Origin of the sequence: Providencia sp. PROV130 (assembly GCF_028482225.1) — a bacterium.
Lineage (GTDB): Bacteria > Pseudomonadota > Gammaproteobacteria > Enterobacterales > Enterobacteriaceae > Providencia > Providencia rettgeri.
In genome coordinates, this window is sequence record NZ_JAMPQC010000003.1 from 476,964 (window position 1) to 498,614 (window position 21,651).

At 40.7% G+C, this 21,651-nt stretch carries 18 protein-coding genes and 3 tRNA genes; 11 read left to right on the forward strand and 10 right to left on the reverse strand.

From position 1 onward, the window contains the following. Positions 1 to 227: 227 nt before the first annotated feature. The 9 genes from ydiJ (at position 228) to PSF28_RS03470 (ending at position 11,217) form a co-directional block, all read left to right on the forward strand. Positions 228 to 3,281 carry a D-2-hydroxyglutarate dehydrogenase YdiJ gene (gene ydiJ / locus PSF28_RS03430; RefSeq protein WP_272684639.1) on the forward strand — a complete coding sequence of 1,018 codons (3,054 nt, stop codon included), beginning with the start codon at positions 228 to 230 and terminating at the stop codon, positions 3,279 to 3,281. Then, the gene (gene menI / locus PSF28_RS03435) at positions 3,281 to 3,697 is read left to right on the forward strand and encodes a 1,4-dihydroxy-2-naphthoyl-CoA hydrolase (protein ID WP_272684640.1); all 417 of its coding nucleotides are present in this window, start codon (positions 3,281 to 3,283) and stop codon (positions 3,695 to 3,697) included. Before ydiJ ends, menI begins: the two co-directional genes overlap by 1 nt. Before the next feature lie 411 nt (positions 3,698 to 4,108). Beyond that, on the forward strand, positions 4,109 to 4,477 hold the full coding sequence (gene sufA, locus PSF28_RS03440) for a Fe-S cluster assembly scaffold SufA (RefSeq protein WP_004910405.1): 369 nt from the start codon (positions 4,109 to 4,111) through the stop codon (positions 4,475 to 4,477). 16 nt (positions 4,478 to 4,493) lie between these two features. Further along, positions 4,494 to 5,993, forward strand: coding sequence for a Fe-S cluster assembly protein SufB (gene sufB, locus PSF28_RS03445; protein ID WP_004910407.1), 1,500 nt, complete (start codon positions 4,494 to 4,496; stop codon positions 5,991 to 5,993). Positions 5,994 to 6,038: 45 nt separating this feature from the next. Further along, positions 6,039 to 6,785 (forward strand): Fe-S cluster assembly ATPase SufC, encoded by a 747-nt coding sequence (sufC, locus tag PSF28_RS03450; protein WP_004263776.1) that lies wholly within the window; start codon positions 6,039 to 6,041, stop codon positions 6,783 to 6,785. After that, entirely contained in the window at positions 6,760 to 8,067 is a 1,308-nt protein-coding gene (gene sufD, locus PSF28_RS03455) for a Fe-S cluster assembly protein SufD (RefSeq protein WP_272684641.1), read from the forward strand. Before sufC ends, sufD begins: the two co-directional genes overlap by 26 nt. Positions 8,068 to 8,072: 5 nt before the next feature. After that, on the forward strand, positions 8,073 to 9,311 hold the full coding sequence (sufS, locus tag PSF28_RS03460) for a cysteine desulfurase SufS (RefSeq protein WP_272684642.1): 1,239 nt from the start codon (positions 8,073 to 8,075) through the stop codon (positions 9,309 to 9,311). A gap of 33 nt (positions 9,312 to 9,344) precedes the next feature. Continuing rightward, positions 9,345 to 9,761 carry a cysteine desulfuration protein SufE gene (gene sufE, locus PSF28_RS03465; RefSeq protein WP_210838289.1) on the forward strand — a complete coding sequence of 139 codons (417 nt, stop codon included), beginning with the start codon at positions 9,345 to 9,347 and terminating at the stop codon, positions 9,759 to 9,761. A gap of 391 nt (positions 9,762 to 10,152) precedes the next feature. Continuing rightward, entirely contained in the window at positions 10,153 to 11,217 is a 1,065-nt protein-coding gene (locus PSF28_RS03470; protein ID WP_272684643.1) for a L,D-transpeptidase family protein, read from the forward strand. A 97-nt stretch (positions 11,218 to 11,314) separates the two neighbouring features. On the opposite strand, the gene PSF28_RS03475 is transcribed toward PSF28_RS03470, so the two are convergent. The 6 genes from PSF28_RS03475 to PSF28_RS03500 form a co-directional block, all read right to left on the reverse strand. Then, positions 11,315 to 11,551, reverse strand: a complete 237-nt coding sequence (locus tag PSF28_RS03475; RefSeq protein ID WP_004263789.1) for a major outer membrane lipoprotein — start codon at positions 11,549 to 11,551, stop codon at positions 11,315 to 11,317. A gap of 416 nt (positions 11,552 to 11,967) precedes the next feature. Then, on the reverse strand, positions 11,968 to 13,380 hold the full coding sequence (gene pykF, locus PSF28_RS03480; RefSeq protein WP_210838291.1) for a pyruvate kinase PykF: 1,413 nt from the start codon (positions 13,378 to 13,380) through the stop codon (positions 11,968 to 11,970). Between the two features lie 418 nt (positions 13,381 to 13,798). Continuing rightward, positions 13,799 to 13,875 (reverse strand) — tRNA-Val (locus tag PSF28_RS03485). 31 nt (positions 13,876 to 13,906) lie between these two features. Beyond that, positions 13,907 to 13,983, reverse strand: a tRNA-Val gene (locus PSF28_RS03490). A gap of 30 nt (positions 13,984 to 14,013) precedes the next feature. Next, positions 14,014 to 14,090 (reverse strand) — tRNA-Val (locus tag PSF28_RS03495). 158 nt (positions 14,091 to 14,248) lie between these two features. After that, positions 14,249 to 15,622, reverse strand: coding sequence for an MATE family efflux transporter (locus PSF28_RS03500; protein WP_210838293.1), 1,374 nt, complete (start codon positions 15,620 to 15,622; stop codon positions 14,249 to 14,251). Between the two features lie 276 nt (positions 15,623 to 15,898). Between PSF28_RS03500 and PSF28_RS03505 the strand changes: the two genes are divergently transcribed. Beyond that, positions 15,899 to 16,564, forward strand: coding sequence for a riboflavin synthase subunit alpha (locus PSF28_RS03505; protein ID WP_210838295.1), 666 nt, complete (start codon positions 15,899 to 15,901; stop codon positions 16,562 to 16,564). A 213-nt stretch (positions 16,565 to 16,777) separates the two neighbouring features. Here PSF28_RS03505 and PSF28_RS03510 read toward each other — a convergent pair whose 3' ends face one another. The 3 genes from PSF28_RS03510 to punC form a co-directional block, all read right to left on the reverse strand. Further along, the gene (locus PSF28_RS03510; RefSeq protein WP_004263806.1) at positions 16,778 to 17,050 is read right to left on the reverse strand and encodes a putative quinol monooxygenase; all 273 of its coding nucleotides are present in this window, start codon (positions 17,048 to 17,050) and stop codon (positions 16,778 to 16,780) included. Between the two features lie 24 nt (positions 17,051 to 17,074). Then, the gene (locus tag PSF28_RS03515) at positions 17,075 to 17,833 is read right to left on the reverse strand and encodes a helix-turn-helix transcriptional regulator (protein ID WP_247605386.1); all 759 of its coding nucleotides are present in this window, start codon (positions 17,831 to 17,833) and stop codon (positions 17,075 to 17,077) included. A gap of 310 nt (positions 17,834 to 18,143) precedes the next feature. Beyond that, the gene (gene punC / locus PSF28_RS03520; protein ID WP_210838297.1) at positions 18,144 to 19,370 is read right to left on the reverse strand and encodes a purine nucleoside transporter PunC; all 1,227 of its coding nucleotides are present in this window, start codon (positions 19,368 to 19,370) and stop codon (positions 18,144 to 18,146) included. A 122-nt stretch (positions 19,371 to 19,492) separates the two neighbouring features. Here punC and punR point away from each other — a divergent pair, with 122 nt between their 5' ends. Beyond that, positions 19,493 to 20,398 carry a DNA-binding transcriptional activator PunR gene (gene punR / locus PSF28_RS03525; protein ID WP_210838299.1) on the forward strand — a complete coding sequence of 302 codons (906 nt, stop codon included), beginning with the start codon at positions 19,493 to 19,495 and terminating at the stop codon, positions 20,396 to 20,398. A 9-nt stretch (positions 20,399 to 20,407) separates the two neighbouring features. Here punR and purR read toward each other — a convergent pair whose 3' ends face one another. Continuing rightward, the gene (purR, locus tag PSF28_RS03530) at positions 20,408 to 21,433 is read right to left on the reverse strand and encodes an HTH-type transcriptional repressor PurR (protein ID WP_004910435.1); all 1,026 of its coding nucleotides are present in this window, start codon (positions 21,431 to 21,433) and stop codon (positions 20,408 to 20,410) included. Positions 21,434 to 21,651: the final 218 nt, after the last annotated feature.

The window sequence follows — 21,651 nt, forward strand, 5'->3', positions numbered from 1 at the left end:
CTGCGTGTGTAGCAAATTTTTAGGTGAAAATAACGTAATTATTTTTCACGGTTAAAAAAAACAATATTGTGATATGGTTCATGATGACAATGTCATCAGCGGCTGTGCTGTCTTTACAGGCTGTGAAGGTAACTCATCATAGACCTCAGACACTATTGTGCAACTTAAAATAAAGATAGTACATAACGAGTAATGCGAACACTAAACAACAAGAGTCATCGTTAATAATGATCCCGCGTATATCAGAAGCTCCTCATCTTAGTCATTTAGTTATTGAGTTCTTGCATGAGCTACAAGAACACGGTTTTACTGGGGATAACGGCACCAGCTATGCTGAGCGTTTATCCATGGCGACAGACAATAGTATTTACCAACTATTACCCCAAGCGGTTGTGTTTCCGCGTTCGAGTGCAGATGTACAAATAATCACTCGGCTTGCGGGGCAAACGAAATTTCGTGAGCTTAGCTTTACCCCACGGGGAGGGGGAACGGGAACTAATGGGCAATCCTTAACCGAAGGGATTGTTGTGGATATGTCCCGTTATATGAATCGAATTTTAGAAATAAACCCAGAGCAAGGTTGGGTTAAGGTTGAGGCGGGGGTCATCAAAGACCAATTAAATCAATTCCTCAAACCTTATGGCTATTTCTTTTCACCAGAGCTATCTACCAGTAACCGAGCAACACTAGGTGGAATGATCAACACTGACGCATCAGGTCAAGGCTCATTAGTATATGGTAAAACCTCTGATCACGTGTTAGGCGTCAAAGCTATGGTCATAGGGGGAGAATGCTTAGATACGCGTGCTATGCCTATTGAACTCGCCCAAACGATTGCGTCAGAAGATTCTACAGTAGGGCACATTTATAAAACGGTGCTAGAACGCTGTTTAAAGCAACGCTCTTTAATTGAAGAAAAATTTCCCAAATTAAATCGTTTTCTGACAGGCTATGATTTACGTCATGTGTTTAATGATGAGTTAACAGAATTTGACCTTACTCGTATTCTCACTGGTTCAGAGGGCTCCCTTGCCTTTATCACTGAAGCAACATTGGATATTACACCACTCCCTAAAGTCCGTCGTTTAGTGAATGTGAAATATGACTCATTTGAGTCTGCACTGCGTAATGCTCCCTTTATGGTGCAAGCTAAAGCGCTATCAGTTGAAACTGTGGATTCAAAAGTGCTTAATCTGGCAAAAGAAGACATCGTTTGGCATTCCGTCAAAGCCTTAATTACGGATGTGCCAAACAAAGAGATGTTAGGGTTAAACATCGTTGAATTTAGTGGCGATGATGAAAATGAAATCAATCAATTGACTGAAAGCTTGTGCCAACGCTTAGATGAATTAATGGCGGATAATCAAGCTGGGGTGATTGGCTATCAAACTTGCCATGATCTTGAAGATATTACGCGTATTTATAACATGCGTAAAAAAGCCGTGGGGCTGTTGGGCAACAGTAAAGGTGCGGCGAAGCCAATTCCATTTGTTGAGGATACCTGCGTTCCTCCTGAGCATCTTGCTGATTATATAGTGGAATTCCGTGCGTTATTAGACAGTCATAAATTGAATTATGGTATGTTTGGTCATGTGGATGCCGGGGTATTACATGTTCGTCCAGCGCTTGATATGTGCGATCCACAGCAAGAAGTATTGATGAAACAAATTTCTGATGAAATTGTTGCGTTAACTGCTAAGTACGGTGGGTTGTTGTGGGGAGAGCACGGGAAAGGTTTCCGTGCGCAATATAGCCCTGAATTTTTTGGTGATGTGCTATACGGTGAGTTGCGTAATATCAAAGCGGCATTTGACCCTGATAACCGCTTGAATCCGGGCAAAATTTGCCCACCTGCGGGGCTGGATGCACCGATGAAGCAGGTTGATGGCATCAAACGAGGAACGTATGACCGACAAATACCCGTCCAAATGCGCCAAGAATTCCGTGGTGCAATGGAATGTAATGGTAATGGGCTGTGTTTCAATTTTGATGTGAAGAGCCCGATGTGCCCGTCGATGAAGGTGAGTGGCCAACGAATTCATTCTCCAAAAGGCCGGGCGACACTTGTCCGTGAGTGGCTAAGGCTATTAGCTGAACAAGGCGTTACACCAGAACACCTTGAAAAAGGCATTACGCAAGACCAACCGTCATTGCGTGGGCTGATAGAAAAAACACGTAACACTTGGCGTGCTAAACAAGGTGATTATGACTTTTCTCATGAAGTGAAGGCCTCAATGGCTGGTTGTCTTGCCTGTAAAGCTTGCTCAACGCAATGCCCAATTAAAATTGATGTCCCATCATTTAGAGCAAAATTTTTAGCGTTGTATCATGGGCGTTATTTGCGTCCTATTCGGGACCATATTGTTGCAAACGTTGAAGCAAGTGCGCCATTATTTTCCAAACTACCTGGCGTATTTAATTTCTTCTTGCGTCAACCAGTGGTGCAAAAATTGAGCCAGCACACCATTGGTATGGTCGATTTACCGTTATTTTCTCAACCAACGTTAAAACAAGAACTTTCAGGCCATGCTGCGGTTTCTCTCACGCTTGAACAACTTGAAAGTATGACTGCTTCACAGCGTGAAAACTATGTGCTGGTGGTCCAAGATCCTTTCACGAGTTATTACGATGCCAAAGTGGTGGCAGATTTTGTCCATTTAATTGAGAAATTAGGTCTTAAACCTGTGTTGCTACCGTTCTCGCCGAATGGAAAAGCACAACACATCAAAGGCTTTTTAGCGAAGTTTGCTAAAACGGCTCGTAAGACGGCAGATTTTTTAAACCGAGTGGCAAAATTGCAGTTGCCAATGGTTGGTGTTGACCCCGCATTGGTACTTTGTTATCGCGATGAATACCATGAAATTTTGGGCAAAGACCACTGCCAATTTACTGTGATGTTGGCGCATGAATGGTTAATGACATTGCCTGCGCCACACAATGTGCAAACCGCATCGACCCAGCCGTGGTATTTTTTCGGTCATTGTACTGAATCAACGGCTTTACCTAATAGTGCGAATCAATGGGCTGTGTTATTTGCACGCTTTGGGCAAACATTAAATAATGTTAGTGTTGGCTGTTGTGGTATGGCTGGGACTTATGGACACGAAGTCGCCAACCTTGAAAATTCAAAAGGAATTTATAACTTATCGTGGAAAGGCGCGATGTCTTCTTTGCCAAAAGAACGCTGCTTAAGTTCAGGTTATTCTTGCCGTAGCCAAGTAAAACGAATGGAAAATGTATCGATAAAACATCCGATTCAAGCGCTGCTGGAGATAGTTTAATGATTTGGAAACGTCAATTTAATTTGCAACAACTCACTGAAATGTCAAAAATCTGCATGTTAGGGCATCTCGGCATTGAAATCACGGCAATTGGAGATGATTATTTAGAGGGGATAATGCCTGTTGATCATCGCACCAAACAGCCTTTTGGGTTATTGCATGGCGGTGCTTCTGTTGTATTAGCTGAATCCTTAGGTTCAATTGCGGGTTATATGTGCTCGGAAGGAGAACAAAAGGTGGTCGGGTTAGAAATCAATGCCAATCATGTTCGTGCGGCTCGTTCAGGAGTTGTTAAAGGCATATGTAAACCTATTCACTTAGGGCGTCGTCAGCAAGTATGGAATATTGAGATTTTCAATGAGCAAGGCAAATTGTGTTGTACTTCTCGCCTGACAACCGCTGTATTATTTGAATGATAACCACTTTAACTGTATGGGTTTTTTGGCTGGAGATAGGCCAGAAAACCCGATAAAACCCTTTGCTTTGTATGGCTTTATGCCCATTCTTTCTATAAATTCATTTTTTATCAAGTTAATTAAGTTGTATAATAAATGCACCTTTATTAATTTGTGTCATTTAAGTGTATTATTTAGTACAAATTTAAATAAAAAACACAACTCTACTTATTTGTTGTTTATCAATTGGTTAAGCTTGTTTTCTTGTTGTTTTGTTTGCTTTTTGATCTGAATGCGAGCAAAAAAAGTGCTAAAATAGCTATAACCTCTTAAAACAAATGGTTGAAGTCAATTAGCTAATCATTACCATAGGGTAGGCAGAGTTAATCTCCTGATAACAGGCTGAAAAGCCATAAGAAATGTGGGGTCAATATGACTGACGGTGTAGAGACATTTTCATTTGATGAAAACAATTGGCAGGGAGTTAGCCTGACACAAAGCGCTGCAAAACAAATCAAAAAATTGATGGTGCAAAACCCAAATACAAAAGGGCTTTCACTCGGCGTAAAACAGTCTGGCTGCGCAGGTTTCGGTTATGTGTTTGAAATGATCGAAAACCCAACAGACCAACACCTGTTATTTGAACTCGATGGTGCACACCTTTATGTGCCAAAAGAAGCAATGCCATTTATTGATGGTACAGTCGTTGATTTTGTCCAAGAAGGGCTGAATCAAATTTTCAAATTTAATAACCCGAAAGCCCAACATGCCTGTGGGTGTGGTGAAAGCTTCGGCGTTTAACATGTGAAGTCAGATTATGTCACAGAGCAATGTAGAAGTTGGCGATGATGTTCAAAGCTGGCTTGATGACCAGCGTTATAAAGAAGGCTTCTTTACCGAAGTCGCAACGGATGAAATGGCGAAAGGCATCAACGAAGATGTTATTCGCGCAATTTCAGCTAAACGTAATGAGCCTGAGTGGATGCTCCAATTCCGTCTTGATGCCTTTAATCACTGGAAAGGCATGGAAGAACCTCATTGGCTTAAAGCAAATTACCCAAATCTCGATTACCAAGACTACAGCTATTATTCTGCGCCATCTTGTGGCTCATGTGATGATACCTGTGGTTCGCAATCTGGTGCTACACAAGGCACTGGTGTGGCGGAAACCAATAATTATTTAACGGCTGAAGTTGAAGAAGCCTTTAACCAATTAGGTGTTCCTGTACGTGAAGGGAAGGCCGTTGCGGTTGACGCCATTTTTGACTCGGTCTCAGTATCTACAACTTACCGTGATGACTTAGCGAAACATGGTGTTATTTTTTGTTCGTTCAGTGAGGCTATTCAAGAGTACCCTGAACTGGTACAGAAATACCTCGGGTCAGTCGTTTCGAGCCATGATAACTTTTTTGCTGCATTAAATGCGGCAGTGGCTTCAGATGGTACCTTTGTGTATGTACCAAAAGGCGTACACTGCCCAATGGAGCTATCAACGTATTTTAGGATCAACGCAGCCAAAACCGGCCAGTTTGAGCGCACGATTTTAATTGCTGATGAAGGTAGTTATGTGAGCTATATCGAAGGGTGTTCCGCACCTGTTCGTGATAGTTATCAGCTCCATGCAGCGGTTGTTGAAGTTATTATTCATAAAGATGCCGAAGTTAAATATTCGACTGTCCAAAACTGGTTCTCCGGTGGAGATAGCGAAGCCGGTGGGATCCTAAACTTTGTGACTAAACGCGCATTGTGTGAAGGTGAAAATTCAAAAATGTCATGGACACAGTCAGAAACTGGCTCTGCCATCACATGGAAATACCCAAGCGTTATCCTTAAAGGGGACAACTCTGTCGGTGAATTTTACTCCGTTGCATTAACGAACGGTAATCAACAAGCGGATACCGGAACGAAAATGATCCATATCGGGAAAAACACTCGTTCAACGATCATTTCTAAGGGGATTTCTGCAGGTAAAAGCCAAAACAGTTATCGCGGTTTAGTGAAAATTCTACCGAGTGCACATAACGCTCGTAACTTTACCCAATGTGACTCTATGTTAATAGGTACCCAATGTGGTGCACATACATTCCCATATGTGGAAGTTAAGAATAATACGGCACAACTCGAACATGAAGCGACAACCTCACGTATTGGGGAAGACCAGTTATTTTACTGTTTACAACGTGGTATCAGCGAAGACGATGCAATTTCAATGATTGTAAATGGTTTCTGCAAAGATGTGTTCTCGGAGCTTCCATTGGAGTTTGCTGTAGAAGCACAAAAATTACTGGCGATCAGCTTAGAGCACAGCGTTGGCTGATCCTAACCGAGTTTATTTGCGCTAAAGCGCTAAAGGCATGTAAATATGTTAAGTGTTAAAGATTTACACGTGAGTGTAGAAGGTAATGAGATTTTAAAAGGGTTATCTCTGGAGGTAAAACCAGGGGAAGTTCACGCTATCATGGGGCCAAATGGCTCTGGTAAAAGTACATTATCCGCCACACTTGCTGGCCGCGAAGAGTATGAAATTGATAGCGGTGAAGTGACGTTTAAAGGAAAAGACCTATTTGAACTAGATCCAGAAGAGCGTGCAGGGGAAGGCGTTTTTCTTGCATTCCAATACCCTGTTGAAATTCCAGGCGTCAGCAACCAATTTTTCTTACAAACGGCAGTGAATGCAGTTAGAGAATATCGTCAGCAAGAAGCATTAGATCGTTTCGATTTCCAAGATTTTATTGAAGACAAAATCAAATTATTAGAAATGCCAGAAGATTTACTTGCGCGTTCTGTCAACGTAGGTTTCTCCGGTGGCGAGAAAAAACGTAATGATATCTTGCAGATGGCGGCTTTAGAACCGCAATTGTGTATTCTCGATGAAACTGACTCTGGTTTAGATATCGACGCGCTGAAAATTGTGGCAAATGGTGTGAATTCATTACGTTCGCCTGAGCGTTCTTTTATCATCGTAACCCACTATCAGCGTATTTTAGATTATGTGAAGCCTGACTTTGTCCATGTGTTATATCAAGGGAAAATCATCAAATCAGGTGATTTCAGTTTAGCGAAAAAACTGGAGGAGCAGGGTTATGGCTGGCTTATTGACCAACAGTGAAAGAGCTCAAAAACGTGCAGAAGTTGCGAAGCTTAACGAGCAAGCAATGTCACGTTTTTCTGAATTATTTGAACAACGACATGGTGCAAATTCTCAACATGCTAAAACCCATTGGGAAATAGCAAAACAAGTTGGTTTACCTGTGTTTCGCCATGAAGATTGGCACTATACTCCACTAAATACTGTACTTGAGACTCAGTATCGTTTTAGTGATGGTGATGTTGTAGCACAAGACTGCGAAGCACTGGCTCTGCCAATTGACGCATATCGCCTTGTTTTAATCGATGGGCGTTATAGTTCCACATTAAGCTCTATTGATATGGGGCCATTCCAAGTGGCTTTGCTTGATAATCAAGACTTGCTTCCTTCACCTGTAAATAGCGAGATTTTCTTGCATTTAACAGAAAGCTTGGCGGTACAACCGTTAGTCGTCCACCTTGCAGCAAATAAAATAGCAGAAAAGCCACTGTATTTGCTTAATATTTCAACAGGTGGTGGCGATAAACAGGCCACTAATATTAGCCAGTATCGGTATCATTTTACGTTAGATGCAAATAGTAAAGCCCAAGTTATTGAGCATTATGTCAGTTTGAATGAGCAAACACACATGACTGGCAGCCGTTTAACAGTTGAAGTCGGTGATAACGCAGACTTTAGTCACTTTAAGTTAAATGTTGAAAATGGCCAGGCTCAGCATTTTGCTCACAATGATATTGTTATTGGGCGCGATAGCCGTGTGAAAAGTACCAGTTTTTTACTTGGCGCATTATTAACACGAAACCATACCAGTGCTCGCCTTGACGGTGAAAATACTGAGTTTGAACTCAACAGTATACTGCTCCCTAAAGGCAATGAAATTGCAGATACTCGTACGTATTTAGAGCACAATAAAGGCTACTGCAATAGTCGTCAATTACACAAAGTGATTGCGATGGATAGCAGTAAAGCTGTCTTTAATGGCATGATCAAAGTCGCACCTAACGCATTAAAAACAGATGGCCAAATGACTAACAACACGTTGTTGTTAGGTGAAAAAGCAGAAATTGATACTAAACCTCAGCTTGAAATTTATGCAGATGACGTAAAGTGTGGTCACGGTGCAACGGTCGGTCGTATTGATGACGAACAACTGTTTTATCTACGCTCAAGAGGAATTGAAGGTAAAGCAGCAAAACATATGATTATTATCGCATTTGCTGCAGAACTTACAGAATCTATTGAATCGGAAGAGTTAAAACACGCTGTGATGGCAAACATCCGCCAGCGCTTAGCGGAGGTTTAATATCCATGCTATTCAATGTCGCTTCAGTAAGGCAGGATTTTCCTGCCTTATCACAGTCAGTCAATAATCATCCGTTGGTTTATTTAGATAGCGCCGCAAGTGCACAAAAGCCTTTGCAAGTTATTGAAAAAGAAAGTGAGTTTACGTTACATCAGTATGCCGCAGTTCACCGCGGCATACATACTCTCAGTGCAAATGCGACGACAATGATGGAGGAGGCTCGCCAAAAAGCCGCCGCTTTCATTCACGCAGCTTCAAATGAAGAAATCGTGTTTGTTAAAGGCACAACGGAAGGTATTAACCTTGTTGCAAATAGTTTTGGTCGAAAGTATTTCCATGAAGGGGACAATATTGTCATCACTGAAATGGAGCACCATGCGAATATTGTACCTTGGTATATGTTAGCGGAAGAAATTGGTTTTGAAATTCGAGTTATCCCAATTTCTGACGATGGTAGACTGCAATTAGATGTATTAAATGATGTCATTGATTCGCGTACGCGATTATTGAGCTTTACACATATCTCTAATGTATTGGGAACAGTTAATCTAGTACAAGATATCATTAAACAAGCGCGAGCAATTGCGGCATCAAAAGGCGGAGAGATCGCAGTATTGGTCGATGGTGCGCAAGGTGCAATGCATCAGCAGGTTGATGTGCAAGCCTTAGACTGTGATTTCTATGTGTTTTCAGGGCATAAGCTATATGGCCCGACAGGTATTGGTATCCTTTATGGCAAAAAAGCTATTTTGGATATGATGCCACCATGGGAGGGCGGTGGGGCAATGATCCGCCAAGTCAGCCTGACCAAAGGGATCACTTTTGCCGATGCGCCATGGCGCTTTGAAGCGGGAACACCGAACGTTAGCGCAATTATTGGGTTAGGGGCGGCATTCGATTATTTAAATGCATTTAATTTACCTGATGCATTTGCTCATGAAGCTGAAGTAATGGCATATGCCTCTAAGAAATTGCAAGAGATACCATCAGTTATTTTATATGGCAATGACCAACGGAAAGGCGTTTTGGCGTTTAATCTAGGCCAGCACCATGCCTATGATGTGGGTTCTTTTCTCGATAGATATGGTATTGCTATCCGTACTGGTCATCACTGTGCTTTACCATTAATGGAACATTATCACGTTCCTGCTATGTGCCGTGCTTCTGTGGGGATATACACCACGAAAGAAGAAATCGATTCTTTATACAATGCGTTACAGCGCATTAAAAAATTGTTAGGCTAAGCACATAAGAAATATATGGTAAAGGAACTGAGCATGCCCGCATTACCCGATGAAAATAAGTTATTACGTAATTTCTCCCGTTGTCAAGACTGGGAGGAACGCTATCTCTATATGATAGAGCTAGGGGGACGTTTACCTGAACTCTCTGAGGTACAACGAGGCGATAATAATTTAATCGCAGGGTGCCAAAGCCAAGTGTGGATTGATATGCAAAAACAAGCAGACGGTACAATTACGTTTGCTGGTGACAGCGATGCAGCAATCGTTAAAGGGTTAGTTGCTATTGTGATTATCCTTTTTCAAGGCAAAACGGCGCAACAAATACTCGCACTCGATGTGAAGTCATTTTTTGAACAACTCGCATTGGAGCAACATTTAACACCTTCGCGAACTCAAGGTTTAAATGCGATGATCCGTACAATTTTATCGCGTGCGGCACAATTAGTATAATCCTACCGAGGGAGCGTTATGCTCCCTTGAGGTTGTTGACAAAGCGGGATAAAAGCGTGGTTTTTCCCGCTTTGTGTTATCAGCCGAAAATCAATAAATTGATTTTCCTAATTTATTTTCAAAACCTATCAGACTTGCTGCCAAACAGAATAGGTTTGTCAGCAAGTCTGGAGGGAGTTTTATACTCCCTTACTTATATTTTACTTCTTGGTTATTATTTTTTATCCGACCAATCCATTCAGGTCATTGCATTTGACTATCATAAAAAGACTACCTCCTTATTAATACTTAATAAAAATATTTAATTAGTATTAAAGATATGAAGGATAGTTGCTATTATGAACAATAATCATTGAATTATTGTAAGAACACTATTTTCCTTGGAGTAGGTATGAAAAGAGTTTTGACGGTGGCAAGTTTATTTGTCATGAGCGCCTTATTGGCTCCAGCTCAAGCAAAAGAATATCCATTACCTGACAGTAACACTCGTCTTATCGGGGAAAATTACACGTATATCGTCCCCAATGATGGGAGACCATTGGAGGCCATTGCAAGTGAGCACCAAATCGGCCTACTCGGTATGCTTGAAGCAAACCCAGGAACAGACCCGTACCTTCCTGAAGCGGGTAAAGAACTCATCATTCCAGCGCAAATGTTGTTACCATCAACACCAAGAACGGGAATTGTGATTAATCTGGCGGAGTTGCGTTTATATTATTACCCTGCGAACAGTGAAGAAGTGATTGTTTATCCTATTGGTATCGGCCAGTTAGGTCGCGACACACCTGAAATGGTGACTTCAGTAAGTCAGTCAATTAAAGATCCTACATGGACACCAACGGAGAATATCCGCAAAAATTACGCGAAAGAAGGTATAACGCTTCCTGCGGTAGTCCCGGCAGGGCCTGAAAATCCAATGGGCTTGTATGCATTGCGACTCGCATATGGGCGTGGTGAATATCTCATTCATGGTACTAATGCAGATTTTGGTATTGGTATGCGAGTGAGCTCCGGTTGTATTCGTTTACGTCCTGATGATATTGAAGCATTATTTAAGACAGTACCAAAGGGGACTCGTGTCCAAGTTATTGATCAGCCTGTCAAATACTCCAAAGAAACTGATGGCAGTTATTACATTGAGGTGCATCAGCCATTGTCACGAACAAGCGGTGATGACCCACAAACCATGCCAATCAAGCTGTCTGACGATTTCAAGCGTTTTCTAGAAAATGAAGGGATTGATAAGGCTTTAGTGGAAAAAGAGCTAGCAAGGCGTTCTGGTATGCCTGTGCGTGTAAATAATGATCAGAGTAATGGTATCCCTGAAGATGAAACACAACACCAAGGTTTAGTACCTATTGAGCCATTCTCGATTTCACAGCCAGAACCCATCTATGACGGTAAAGTTGGGGCCTTGCTACCTGCGAAATACCGCTCTTCTGTTGTAACTCAATAACCCTGACAAAATAATAAGGGCCTATTTTCATAGGCCCTCATAAATGCTACTAGCTTCAAAGAAGGATCTTTAAGACTAGATTATCGCCAAATCGAACTTATTTTTTGTAAGTACGAACTTGGTTATCCAGACGTTGGTTAGCACGTGCTGCTTCTTCTTGAGCTGTCTGTACGTCAGAGCGCAGAGACTGAACGTCGTTGCTCAGTTGATCAACTTTACCATTCAGAGTTTGCACATCTGAAGAGAGTTTTTGCACTTCAGTGCTGTTAGAACAACCCGCTAGTAATGCTGAAGCTAATACGATAGAGCCCAGTACAATTTTAGTACGAATCATTATTTTACCCTCTAGATTGATTTATCTTGAAAATATAAAAAAGCAAGTCACCAAACAATAGAGCTAAGCTTGTTATCTTAAAGCTTGCTATATCCCTTTAAAACAACCTAATGAAAATTAGGGTATGGCACTTACTATGTCTTATGCTAGTACTAAATATGAAGTTTTGCTAGAAATACTTTATATTTAGTACTAGGAAAAAGAAGAAAAATTTAAATTAAGATCAATGAAGGTTGTTATTTGACCAATTTAAGTGGGGTTTATGATATTACACTTAAAATGCAATAAGATATTTACTAGAGAAAAGTAAATAAAGGGATAGTTACATCAAGGCAGCACTAAATGTTAAATCTAAATAAAAAGGCCGATAGCTAAAATAATCACTATCGGCCTTTTAGAAGACAATTAAAGACTAATTAAAGTACGTGAACTGAAGATGTATTGGTTGTTCCGCTTTGTACTAATGCGCCAGAGACCATTACAACCGCATCACCAGAAACAGCTAAGCCACTTTCTAGAGCTGCACGTTTACCTTCACGATAAAAGTCATCTGTAGAAGTAAAACCACCAACTATCATTGGGATAACACCTTTAACTAACAGTAACTGGCGTGCAGTTTCTTCATTGGTAGTTAACGCTAAGATTGGTGCAGTAGGGAAATACTTACGGACAGACTTAGCCGATTTACCGCCATAAGTTGCAACAACGATTAATGGGACATCTAATTTTTCAGACATTTCCACCGCACCACGACATACAGCCTCAGTGACACGTAGGCGTTGGCTTGGTTTTTGGTTATCGATGCGAGTTTGCATTACACGGTCTGTACGCTCACAGATAGTTGCCATAATGGTAACAGCTTCTACCGGGTATTTACCTTTAGCACTTTCACCAGACAACATAACCGCATCAGTGCCATCTAAAATAGCATTGGCAACGTCCCCCGCTTCTGCGCGAGTAGGGCGTGGGTTTTTGATCATTGAATCAAGCATCTGGGTTGCTGTTATCACGACTTTACGTGCTGCAACACATTTTTCAATCATCATTTTTTGTGCAAAAATAACTTCTTCAACTGGGATTTCAACGCCTAAATCACCACGAGCGACCATGATGCCGTCAGAGGCTTCCAAAATCTCATCAAAGTTATTTAAACCTTCTTGGTTTTCAATTTTAGAAATAATTTGGATGTTTTCGCCACCGTGTTTTTTCAGGTGAGCTCGAATTTCTTCAACATCTGAGCGCTTACGAATGAATGAAGCAGCAACAAAATCAACACGTTGTTGGCAACCAAATACTAAGTCTTCTTTATCTTTTTCAGCTAACGCTGGAAGGCCAATTGAAACGCCTGGTAGGTTAACCCCTTTTTTCTCACCGAGGTCACCGTTATTTAAAACTTCACAAACAACTTCAGTTGCAGTGACATTAGTCACTTTCATGCCAATTAAGCCATCATCAACTAATACGGTATTGCCAACTTTTAAATCTGAAGTTAAACCTGCATAGGTTACTGCAACTTTATCTTTATTACCTACCACAGAGGTATCGGTAGTAAATGTAAAAGTTTGGCCAGCAACGAGAGAAACGTCGTTACCACCTTCCAATTTCATGGTGCGGATTTCAGGACCTTTAGTATCTAGCAAAATAGCGGCTTGCTTACCCGTATTTGCACAAACAGCGCGAAGGTTTTTGATACGTTGACCGTGTTCTTCGTAGTCACCGTGAGAGAAATTGAGGCGCATGACGTTCATGCCAGCATCAAGGAGTTGGGTCAGTTTTTCTTCTGATTCGGTTTTTGGACCGATAGTACAAACAATTTTGGTTTTTTTCATGGCAGTCTATCTAATGTTATAAAGGAAATCGGTATTGCCGCCGATGCTTAGTACATTTAATAAGTCGTGCGCATGGTGAACTTTGTTGCGCAACTCATTTATAAGAATAGGCGACAGTCTGGTGTTTAATGCATTTTATACTTAAATTTGTCACATTTTGATTCTTATTATAGTGTAGATGACAAATTCAATTAAAGCTAACGTATTGATTTGCTATTGTTGAAACCTTTCAGCCAGCGTGAGTATTATAGACAACAAAAAACTGTGAGACAAATCAAATTTTACTAAATTAAAAGAAGAAAGCGTTCAGATCAAAAATTCAGTTGAAATTAGGTCTCTTAATTTGTTGCGCAACAAATTAAGGGAATAATAATAGACAATCAAGCGAAATTTTAGTGGAGTAGGGCGATAAATTAAATGGTGCGTCCGAGTAGACTCGAACTACCGACCCCCACCATGTCAAGGTGGTGCTCTAACCAACTGAGCTACGGACGCACTGAGAGACTTGATTTGTGTTAATTTGAAATGGTGCGTCCGAGTAGACTCGAACTACCGACCCCCACCATGTCAAGGTGGTGCTCTAACCAACTGAGCTACGGACGCACTGAAAATTAACATTGTGTTCACTAGAAATGGTGCGTCCGAGTAGACTCGAACTACCGACCCCCACCATGTCAAGGTGGTGCTCTAACCAACTGAGCTACGGACGCATCTAAAAGTTATCTAGGTGACAACGGGGATGAATATTAACGTTATGAAGTTCATCTGGCAAGGGGAAAATGTATTTTCGTGATAGTTTGCTCGTATTTAAAACTATCTGGTGCGAAATACATCTTCTCCCATAATAAAAAGCTTAAAAAACCGTCGATTAGCGCGCTGAACGAAGTAAAACAACATCCTCTGTTTGCTTATGGATCCACATAATTCGTGTTGCCATTCCTATTGCAGCCGCACTCAACCCAATAATAAAGCCAATCCAGAAGCCTTTAGGCCCCATCGCCGGTGCAATGATATCAGTTAACGCTAAGATATAACCGGAAGGTAAGCCAAGTAACCAATATGCAGTGAAGGTAATAAAGAAAATAGAACGCGTATCTTTATAGCCACGTAAAATACCCGCACCAATAACTTGCACAGAGTCTGATAGCTGATAAATAGCGGCGTATAACATTAAACTGCTGGCTAAAACAACCACCTCAGGGTTTTTGTTATACATCATTGCAATCGGCTCACGGAAGGCGGCAGTGAGAACAGCCGTAAAACAAGCGACCATTAAGCCAACAGCAATGCCAGTATAAGATGAAACTTTAGCAGCTTCAGTTGATTTCTGTCCCAAGTTATAACCTACGCGAATGGTTGCAGCTATTCCTAATGATAATGGGAACATAAACATCACGGAGCTGAAATTCAATGCAACTTGGTGACCCGCTACAGCGACAACACCTAATGGAGCGACTAGCAGTGCAACGACAGCAAATAAAGTGACTTCAAAGAAAAGTGCCAAACCAATTGGCGTACCTAACACAATAATTCGCTTTAAGATTAATGGATTTGGCGATGTGAAAGAGAGTGTAGGGCGAATATCACGCTGCGCAGTAGCACGTTTCACATACCATCTCATCATCAGACACATAGCCCAATACACTGATGCAGTGGCGACACCGCAACCAACACCACCTAAAGCAGGGGCACCAAAGTGACCATAGATAAAGATATAGTTAATGGGAATATTAATCATTAAGCCGAGAAAACCAATCACCATCCCCGGTTTGGTTTTTGAAAGCCCTTCACATTGGCTACGATATACTTGATAAAATAAGTAGCCTGGGGCACCCCACATAATAGCATGTAAAAAACGGACAGATTTATCCGCCAATTCTTTATCAATATGGGGCATATTACTAATAATCAGCTGACTATTATAAAGAAGGCACATAATAGCTAAGGCTAAAAGTAGCGCTAACCACAGGCCTTGTTGAATTTGGTCACCAATTAAGTTACGACGACCTGACCCATTCATTTGTGCAACGATTGGGGTTAATGCCATTAAAATTCCTTGGCCAAAAAGAATAGCTGGCAGCCAGATAGAAAAACCAACTGCAACTGCGGACATCTCAATTTCACTAACGCTTCCAGCCATAACCGTATCCACAAACCCCATCGCAGTTTGTGAAAATTGAGCTAAAACGATAGGAATACCAAGTGCCAACAAGCTACGCGCTTCTGTAAAATATTTCTGCACGCATACACCTTTGTAATAAAAGCAAGTAAGAGGAAAAAAATTAGAAAAATAAATGGGTTACTAAAAACCCTTTGATTACTAAAAACCGCCCATTCTATCCCTTTTCTAAATAGATTCCAATAATGATATGGTAACAAACTATAAAAGAGCATTTTCAAACCGAATATATTACTGAATATAAGGTTTATTATCGTGTTGTTTACCACTCAAATAGGATAGATCTCTAAAAATTCTGATGTAAACTGAGTCTATTAATCCACTACACTGAGAATCATTATGTTTACAGGCATTGTTCAAGCGACTGCTCCTATTATTGAAATTACAGAAAGAGCCAACTTTAGAACTCATGTAATGAAGTTTACCCCAGAATTGCTGAAAGGTTTAGAAACAGGGGCTTCCGTTGCGCATAATGGTTGTTGTTTAACGGTAACAAAAATTGATGGCGAAAGAGTCAGTTTTGATCTAATTAAAGAAACCCTGAGATTAACTAATTTGGGGGAATTGCAAGAAGGTGATGTTGTTAATATCGAACGTGCTGCAAAATACGGCGACGAAATTGGTGGGCATGTTGTTTCTGGTCATATTATAACAACCGCTGAAATTAGCAAAATCTTCACATCTGAAGATAACCACCAAATTTGGTTGTCAATTCATGATAAACCATTAATGAAATACATTTTGCATAAAGGCTTTGTAGCGATTGATGGCATTAGTTTAACGGTCGGTGACGTGATCAATAATCGTTTTTGTGTGCATCTCATTCCTGAAACATTAGAGAGAACAACACTAGGTAAAAAACGTTTGGGTGATAAAATAAATATTGAGATAGATCCACAAACTCAGGCGATTGTTGATACTGTTGAGCGTGTTTTAAATCAAAAAGAACAAGAAAGATTATTACAACAAGCAGAAGAGTTGGCTGACGTAGCGAAAACAGAGTAAATAGGCATACAAAGTAATAATTGTGTTATGTGCTTTAAAGATCAATAGCGGCATAAACAGTGAGGTAGGCTATAGCAATAGTGGTTTATGCTATAGCCTGAATGAAACATGTTCAATCTTTGTTTATTGAATGTAGGTTATGGAGTTCTATTAAATAAAGATGATTAAAATTCTCAAAAATGACAACTCGCTCTAGCTTTCATTATTAATAGATCATTTTTCACTGAAATTGACAGAAAAGCTGGCGTTATCACGTTCAATTGCTTCAACTAATCGCCTGAAATGAGGGCTATTTTTATGCATCTCTAATGCCTGAGTGTCTTCCCATTCCTCGAAAACAATGTAACCATTCTCTTTAGCCATAAGATCATATTGAATGCATCCTTTCTCTCGGCGGCTTAGTTTTGCTAAGTCACGAACGATTTCTTTCGTTAAATACCCATCCGTCCTTTCTGTAGTAATTTGGGCATACACAACAATACTCATTCCGTTCTCCTTATGTATTAAGAACTATCTTAATGGGTACTTAGTTTTTGTATTGTAAAAAAGCGAATAACTCGATTTTAAAAATGCCGACGGCGTCATAGTAAAGTATCTTTTAAAATCACGGTAAAAGTGGGATTGATCATAATAGCCTGTTTCAAACCAACGGTAGGTGTCTTGTTCTACTACCATACTTTTTAAAACATGTTCTAAGCGACAATTGATCTGGTACCTTTTTGGCGTAATACCGTATTCTTTTAGAAACTCTTTTTGAATGACACGGACATGTAAACCTGTCTCTTCGGCAATTTCTGTAATTTTTTTAGTTGGGTTACGATATAGCAACTCTAAGATTTCATCTATGAAATGAGGTTTTTTCTTGGCTTTTGTCTTATTAAAACACTCTAACAGCTCTCTAAATGAAGAATTAGCTAAAGCTTCAAACCAGCGGTCTTCCCATATGCCACTTAGTGCGATGGGTTTATCCGTATAATTGAGTGTACTTTCAGGTAGTAAAAAACGTAAGGCATCATGACGAATACGTAATACCATGACTTTAGAATGATTGGGGCTAGCCGTAAATGTATTGACCCTAGGAATAATAAGTTGGTATGAGTCTGCGACTGAGTCGCTCTCAGTTGTCATGCAAAAAGCATCTGATGAAACCCAGATTTCAGCACCAGTTCCAGGGAAAATTTTGATTGCCTCTGTAAACTCTTTGATTATCAAAATAGAACTAACAAAGGATTTTAATTCATCTGGTGGATAATACTGTTTTAACATCATTCTTGAGCACTCATTATTTAATGTCACAATGATAACGTTTTTTAACAAGAAAAATAACCAAGAAATATCTATATCTTAGTAGATGACAAAATAAAAGCCTGATTTTTTAGTGAAATCCGCTTTGAATAAAGAAAATTGATGAGAAATATTAGGGTTTGCGCGTTAAGAATAATGGGTTATATAGCAAAATACTTAATAAGTATTACCGTATCCTCACAAGTGCTATACACTGAAGAAAGGTTTTCTTGAATTCACTAGAATAAAAACCATGCCGATAAGACTCGGCATGATTGATTCAGTAAACTACACTTTATGAATTCGCTTGGCAATCGACTTGCTTAACAGCTTGATTATTTTTGCTGGCACAACGTTGCATAAAATAGCCAATGGCCATTGGGATAATTGTGACTGCCATAACTCCGGTTGTTGCCAACAATGGGTCGAAGGTCAAGGTAGAAACAAGTAGGCTTGCTAAAAAACATAACCCTAATTGTAAGGCATTTTGTAAGGCAGCTGCTTTACCGCTCGCACTAGGAAATGTATTTAGTGCTTTAGATACTGCAATTGGGTAAGAGGCTCCATTCATTGCTGCCATAAAGCAGAATGGGATCAAGATCATGGTTAATGATGGTGTGGTATAGATAGCCATGATGAATAAAATGGACATGCTTACCGCGTAACCAAGAAGTAACAATGGAAATATTGTTTCTGCTCGGATTTTTGCTAATAAAATACGGCAGCCATATCCACCAATAATGAAGGCTAACGTTTGTGGAATATAACTCAAGCCAATATCAGCAGGATTGAAGCCCATATTGCGTAAAATAAAGGGAGAACCTGTTAGCCAAGCGAAGAAGCCCGCACTACAGGATGCATAAACTAGTACGTTGCCGCTGAAAACAGGGGAACTGAGTAAGTTTGAGAAAGAAATCTTAGCTTGTGGTTGGCTGTCATCAGTTATTGTTTTAACTGAAACATTTTTCAAAAAGAGCGTTGGCAATAAAAGTAATATGCCCACCGCCATTAGGATCAGGAAAATTGCTTCCCATGTTTGGTGCTCAAGAACCCATGCACCTAATAATGGTGCTAAAGCAGGGGATAGCGCGACTAGCGGCATAATAGAAGCAAAAACTTTTTGAGTATTTGCTTCATCATAGCGGTCGATAACTAGTGCTTGCCATAAAACAGCCGCAGAGCAGACTCCAACCGCCTGTAAAAAACGAAGTGTTAATAGCTGTGTTGCGGTTTCTACCCAATAAATAGCTAAGCTACTTAAAATGAAAATAGTTAAGCCCACAATGAGAACAGGCTTACGGCCAAGTTTGTCTGATAATGGCCCCCATAATAGCTGAGCAAAGGCAAAACCAGCTAAAAAGATACTGAGAGAAGCACTGATCGCGCCTTCGGATGTATGCAGGGTGTCTTGCATAGCACCAAATGCAGGTAAATACATATCAATGGCTAAAAACCCCAGCATGCTAAGTCCTGCAAGGTACACCATAAATCCAGGGGAATTTTTTTTCACAGTATTCGACATAATTATTACTTATCTGATATTTAAAAAAATGTTAATGATAACGCCATTGTATAGGCTATTTTTTTAGGTTGTGAAACGGTAATATTTGGATCTTGCTATCAAAATTTTTGAAAGGAGAGGTTATGTGGTCTGCGCATGCACTCGAAGTGATTGATGCAGTTGCTCGAACTGGAAGTTTTAGTGGTGCTGCTGAAGAATTGCACCGTGTACCTTCTGCAATCAGCTATACCGTTAAGCAAGTTGAAGAATGGCTTGCGGTTCCTCTATTTGAGCGCCGACATCGTGATGTTGTGCTAACAGAAGCTGGGGCAATATTTATTAAGGAGAGCCGTTCTGTTATCAAAAAAATGACAGATACTCGTCACCAGTGTCAGCAGGTTGCGAATGGCTGGCGTGGTCAATTTAGTATTGCTGTTGATTGTATTGTCAAACCACAACGAACAGAACAGCTAATTCTTGATTTTTATCGTCATTTTCCTGATATCGAACTCTTTATTCATCCAGAAGTGTTTAATGGGGTGTGGGATGCACTTGCTGATGGGCGCGTAGATGTTGCGATTGGTGCGACTCGAGCATCTCCAATTGGAGAAAGGTATAGTTTCCGTGATATGGGTTTTATGTCGTGGATGTGTGTTGCAAGCCCGGAGCACCCATTAACCAGAATAGGTGAAAAACTGACCGATGACCAAATGAGAGAGTACCCTAGTTTGTGCCTTGAAGATACCTCACGTAACCTACCCAAACGTGATACTTGGGCTCTTGATAACCAGCGCCGGCTTGTTGTACCGTACTGGGAAAATGGCTTAGCTTGTTTAGTTAACGGGTTATGTGTTGGGATGGTACCTGAGCATCGAGCGGCTCCGCTTTGCGAAAAAGGCCAATTAGTTGAACTATCATTAGCGCAGCCTTTTCCACCCAGTCCTTGCTGTTTAACTTGGGTGGAAAATAATACATCACCAGCGCTCAGCTGGTTGTTAGATTACCTTGGCGATAACGAAACGCTTAACGCAGAGTGGCTTTCAACCTAGTTATTCGTACTACCGACGGTAATCTATAAATGGACCATCCGCAACAGAACGACGTTCTACAAGGCGAGGGTGGACTTCGATTGTTTGAGCATCTTCGCGCTTATTGACGATACGATCGAGCAGCATTGTGAAGGCCATTTGGCCTAAACGCTCTTTGGGTTGGTGGATTGTGGTCAATGCCGGTGTAAAATAGCGTGCATTTCGCACATTATCATAGCCAATGATTGAAATGTCTTGTGGAACACGTAATCCCATTTCATCAGCGGCACAAATTGCTCCCATTGCCATGATATCACCACCACAAAATACAGCGGTAGGGCGCTGCTTATGGCTTAAAATTTGCGTCATTGCTTTATAGCCAGACTCAGGTTCGAAATCCCCCTGAACTATCCATTCTTCTTTTAGTGTAATCTTGGCCTCTTCCATTGCTTTTTTGAAGCCAGTTAAACGCCCAATACCTGTATTTCTTTCAAGTGAACCGGGGATCACACCAATATCGCGGTGCCCACGGTCAATTAAATAGCGGCCTGCTAGGTATCCACCATGGAACGAGTTATCAATAATACTATCGGTAAAATCGCCACGGGAAGTTCCCCAGTCCATCACTACCATTGGGATATTGCGGTAATCTTCTAGCATACCAATTAAGGTGTCCGGGTACTCGGAACACATCACAAGTAAGCCATCAACACGCTTTTGTGCTAGCATCTGTAAATACGCTTTTTGTTTTCCCAAATTGTTATGAGAATTACAAAGAATCAGCGTATAGCCTTTTTCATAACAGCTATTTTCAACAGATTCGATCACCTCAGCGAAGTAAGGCGCTTCACTGGAAGTTGCTAACAACCCAATCGACTTTGTATGGTTAACTTTTAAACTACGGGCAACCGCACTTGGCGAATAATTGAGCTCTTTAATTGCAGCCCAAACCGCAGCCTTAGTGTCATCAGCTACAAAGCGCGTTTTATTAATTACATGGGATACGGTTGTGGTGGATACGCCAGCGCGCTTCGCCACATCTTTAATCGTTGCCATGGGGGAAAAAAACTCCTGACCAATAACCGGTCTCTATAAGAATTCTTGTTAAAAAATTACCTGCATATTGATGCATTGAGCCTTTGCTGGCAATAATTTAGCGATTTGTTGTCGATTTTGTCTGATCTAGCGCAAAAACGAAAGAAATAATTGATGTTATAACATGTGATATAGACACTAGTTTTACTTTTTTGGATATGTATACTTAATAACCTTTA

What these genes read in the sequence shown, in the direction of transcription:
- ydiJ (WP_272684639.1), top strand. Translation starts at nt 228, where the DNA reads ATGATCCCGCGTATATCAGAAGCTCCTCATCTTAGTCATTTAGTTATT.
- menI (WP_272684640.1), top strand. Translation starts at nt 3,281, where the DNA reads ATGATTTGGAAACGTCAATTTAATTTGCAACAACTCACTGAAATGTCA.
- sufA (WP_004910405.1), top strand. Translation starts at nt 4,109, where the DNA reads ATGACTGACGGTGTAGAGACATTTTCATTTGATGAAAACAATTGGCAG.
- sufB (WP_004910407.1), top strand. Translation starts at nt 4,494, where the DNA reads ATGTCACAGAGCAATGTAGAAGTTGGCGATGATGTTCAAAGCTGGCTT.
- sufC (WP_004263776.1), top strand. Translation starts at nt 6,039, where the DNA reads ATGTTAAGTGTTAAAGATTTACACGTGAGTGTAGAAGGTAATGAGATT.
- sufD (WP_272684641.1), top strand. Translation starts at nt 6,760, where the DNA reads ATGGCTGGCTTATTGACCAACAGTGAAAGAGCTCAAAAACGTGCAGAA.
- sufS (WP_272684642.1), top strand. Translation starts at nt 8,073, where the DNA reads ATGCTATTCAATGTCGCTTCAGTAAGGCAGGATTTTCCTGCCTTATCA.
- sufE (WP_210838289.1), top strand. Translation starts at nt 9,345, where the DNA reads ATGCCCGCATTACCCGATGAAAATAAGTTATTACGTAATTTCTCCCGT.
- PSF28_RS03470 (WP_272684643.1), top strand. Translation starts at nt 10,153, where the DNA reads ATGAAAAGAGTTTTGACGGTGGCAAGTTTATTTGTCATGAGCGCCTTA.
- PSF28_RS03475 (WP_004263789.1), bottom strand. Translation starts at nt 11,551, where the DNA reads ATGATTCGTACTAAAATTGTACTGGGCTCTATCGTATTAGCTTCAGCA.
- pykF (WP_210838291.1), bottom strand. Translation starts at nt 13,380, where the DNA reads ATGAAAAAAACCAAAATTGTTTGTACTATCGGTCCAAAAACCGAATCA.
- PSF28_RS03505 (WP_210838295.1), top strand. Translation starts at nt 15,899, where the DNA reads ATGTTTACAGGCATTGTTCAAGCGACTGCTCCTATTATTGAAATTACA.
- PSF28_RS03510 (WP_004263806.1), bottom strand. Translation starts at nt 17,050, where the DNA reads ATGAGTATTGTTGTGTATGCCCAAATTACTACAGAAAGGACGGATGGG.
- PSF28_RS03515 (WP_247605386.1), bottom strand. Translation starts at nt 17,833, where the DNA reads ATGATGTTAAAACAGTATTATCCACCAGATGAATTAAAATCCTTTGTT.
- punC (WP_210838297.1), bottom strand. Translation starts at nt 19,370, where the DNA reads ATGTCGAATACTGTGAAAAAAAATTCCCCTGGATTTATGGTGTACCTT.
- punR (WP_210838299.1), top strand. Translation starts at nt 19,493, where the DNA reads ATGTGGTCTGCGCATGCACTCGAAGTGATTGATGCAGTTGCTCGAACT.
- purR (WP_004910435.1), bottom strand. Translation starts at nt 21,433, where the DNA reads ATGGCAACGATTAAAGATGTGGCGAAGCGCGCTGGCGTATCCACCACA.